At 53.7% G+C, this 2751-nt stretch carries 1 rRNA gene (running past one end of the window); it reads right to left on the bottom strand.

Annotated elements, in window-relative coordinates:
* Positions 1-94 precede the first annotated feature (94 nt).
* Positions 95-2751, bottom strand: a 23S ribosomal RNA gene (locus N5D45_RS22530) (it continues 223 nt past the right edge of the window).

Raw genomic sequence — 2751 nt, 5'->3', positions numbered from 1 at the left:
GGATAAGGCGCCTGCCTCTCGTAGTTCTTGTGACGTAGCGTGCACCTGGATGCTCTTACGACGTTGTCGTAAAGCCAAGGCAACTTGAGGTTATATGGTCAAGCCTCTCGGATCATTAGTATCAGTTAGCTCAATACATTGCTGTACTTACACACCTGACCTATCAACCACGTAGTCTACATGGTTCCTTCAGGGGGCTTGTGCCCCGGGAGATCTCATCTTGAGGCGCGCTTCCCGCTTAGATGCTTTCAGCGGTTATCGCTTCCGAACATAGCTACCCGGCAATGCCACTGGCGTGACAACCGGAACACCAGAGGTTCGTCCACTCCGGTCCTCTCGTACTAGGAGCAGCCCCTCTCAAATCTCCAACGCCCATGGCAGATAGGGACCGAACTGTCTCACGACGTTCTGAACCCAGCTCGCGTACCACTTTAAATGGCGAACAGCCATACCCTTGGGACCGACTACAGCCCCAGGATGTGATGAGCCGACATCGAGGTGCCAAACACCGCCGTCGATATGAACTCTTGGGCGGTATCAGCCTGTTATCCCCGGAGTACCTTTTATCCGTTGAGCGATGGCCCTTCCATACAGAACCACCGGATCACTAAGTCCTAGTTTCCTACCTGCTTGATCCGTCGATCTTGCAGTCAAGCACGCTTATGCCTTTGCACACAGTGCGCGATGTCCGACCGCGCTGAGCGTACCTTCGAGCTCCTCCGTTACTCTTTAGGAGGAGACCGCCCCAGTCAAACTACCCACCATACACGGTCCCCGACCCAGATAATGGGCCCAGGTTAGAACGTCAAGCACGACAGGGTGGTATTTCAAGGATGGCTCCGCCACAGCTAGCGCCATGGTTTCATAGCCTCCCACCTATCCTACACAGACGAACTCAACGTTCAGTGTAAAGCTATAGTAAAGGTTCACGGGGTCTTTCCGTCTTGCCACGGGAACGCTGCATCTTCACAGCGATTTCAATTTCACTGAGTCTCGGGTGGAGACAGCGCCGCTGTCGTTACGCCATTCGTGCAGGTCGGAACTTACCCGACAAGGAATTTCGCTACCTTAGGACCGTTATAGTTACGGCCGCCGTTTACTGGGGCTTCGATCAAGAGCTTCGCCTTGCGGCTGACCCCATCAATTAACCTTCCAGCACCGGGCAGGCGTCACACCCTATACGTCCACTTTCGTGTTTGCAGAGTGCTGTGTTTTTGATAAACAGTCGCAGCGGCCTGGTTACTGCGACCCTCTTCAGCTATAGCTCGCACGAGCCACCAAAAAGGGTGCACCTTCTCCCGAAGTTACGGTGCCATGTTGCCTAGTTCCTTCACCCGAGTTCTCTCAAGCGCCTGAGAATTCTCATCCTACCCACCTGTGTCGGTTTACGGTACGGTCTGCGTAAGCTGAAGCTTAGGAGCTTTTCCTGGAAGCGTGGTATCAGTGACTTCGCCATAAAGGCTCGTCTCGGTGCTCGGTCTTAAAGGATCCCGGATTTGCCAAAGATCCAAACCTACCGCCTTTCCCCAGGACAACCAACGCCTGGTACACCTAACCTTCTCCGTCCCTCCATCGCACTTACGCGAGGTGCAGGAATATTAACCTGCTTCCCATCGACTACGACTTTCGTCCTCGCCTTAGGGGCCGACTCACCCTGCGCCGATTAACGTTGCGCAAGGAAACCTTGGGCTTTCGGCGTGCGGGTTTTTCACCCGCATTATCGTTACTCATGTCAGCATTCGCACTTCCGATACCTCCAGCAGACTTCTCAATCCACCTTCAACGGCTTACGGAACGCTCCTCTACCGCGCATAACAAAGTTATGCACCCCAAGCTTCGGTTCTGTGCTTAGCCCCGTTAAATCTTCCCCGCAGACCGACTCGACCAGTGAGCTATTACGCTTTCTTTAAAGGGTGGCTGCTTCTAAGCCAACCTCCTGGCTGTCTGTGCCTTTCCACATGGTTTTCCACTTAGCACAAAATTTGGGACCTTAGCTGTGGGTCTGGGTTGTTTCCCTTTTCACGACGGACGTTAGCACCCGCCGTGTGTCTCCCATACAGTCCGTCTCGGTATTCGGAGTTTGCAATGGTTTGGTAAGTCGCGATGACCCCCTAGCCATAACAGTGCTCTACCCCCGAGAGGATACATATGAGGCGCTACCTAAATAGCTTTCGAGGAGAACCAGCTATCTCCGGGTTCGATTAGCTTTTCACTCCTAATCACACCTCATCCCCTACCTTTGCAACGGGAGTGGGTTCGGGCCTCCAGTGCGTGTTACCGCACCTTCACCCTGGGCATGACTAGATCACCCGGTTTCGGGTCTACTGCCCGCGACTATGCGCCCTTATCAGACTCGGTTTCCCTTCGCCTCCCCTATACGGTTAAGCTTGCCACGAACAGTAAGTCGCTGACCCATTATACAAAAGGTACGCAGTCACTCCTTGCGGAGCTCCTACTGCTTGTACGCACACGGTTTCAGGTTCTATTTCACTCCCCTCTCCGGGGTTCTTTTCGCCTTTCCCTCACGGTACTGGTTCACTATCGGTCGGTCAGTAGTATTTAGCCTTGGAGGATGGTCCCCCCATGTTCAGACAGGGTTTCACGTGCCCCGCCCTACTCGTCTTCACTGAAATGGCCCTTTCAGATACAGGGCTATCACCTTCTATGGCCGCTCTTTCCAGAGCGTTTTCCTAGAACCAAATCAGCTTAAGGGCTAGTCCGCGTTCGCTCGTCGCTACTTACGGAATCTCG

Origin of the sequence: Stenotrophomonas sp. GD03819, from assembly GCF_029841665.1 — a bacterium.
Lineage (GTDB): Bacteria > Pseudomonadota > Gammaproteobacteria > Xanthomonadales > Xanthomonadaceae > Stenotrophomonas > Stenotrophomonas geniculata.
This window is presented reverse-complemented; position numbering and strand designations above follow the sequence as displayed.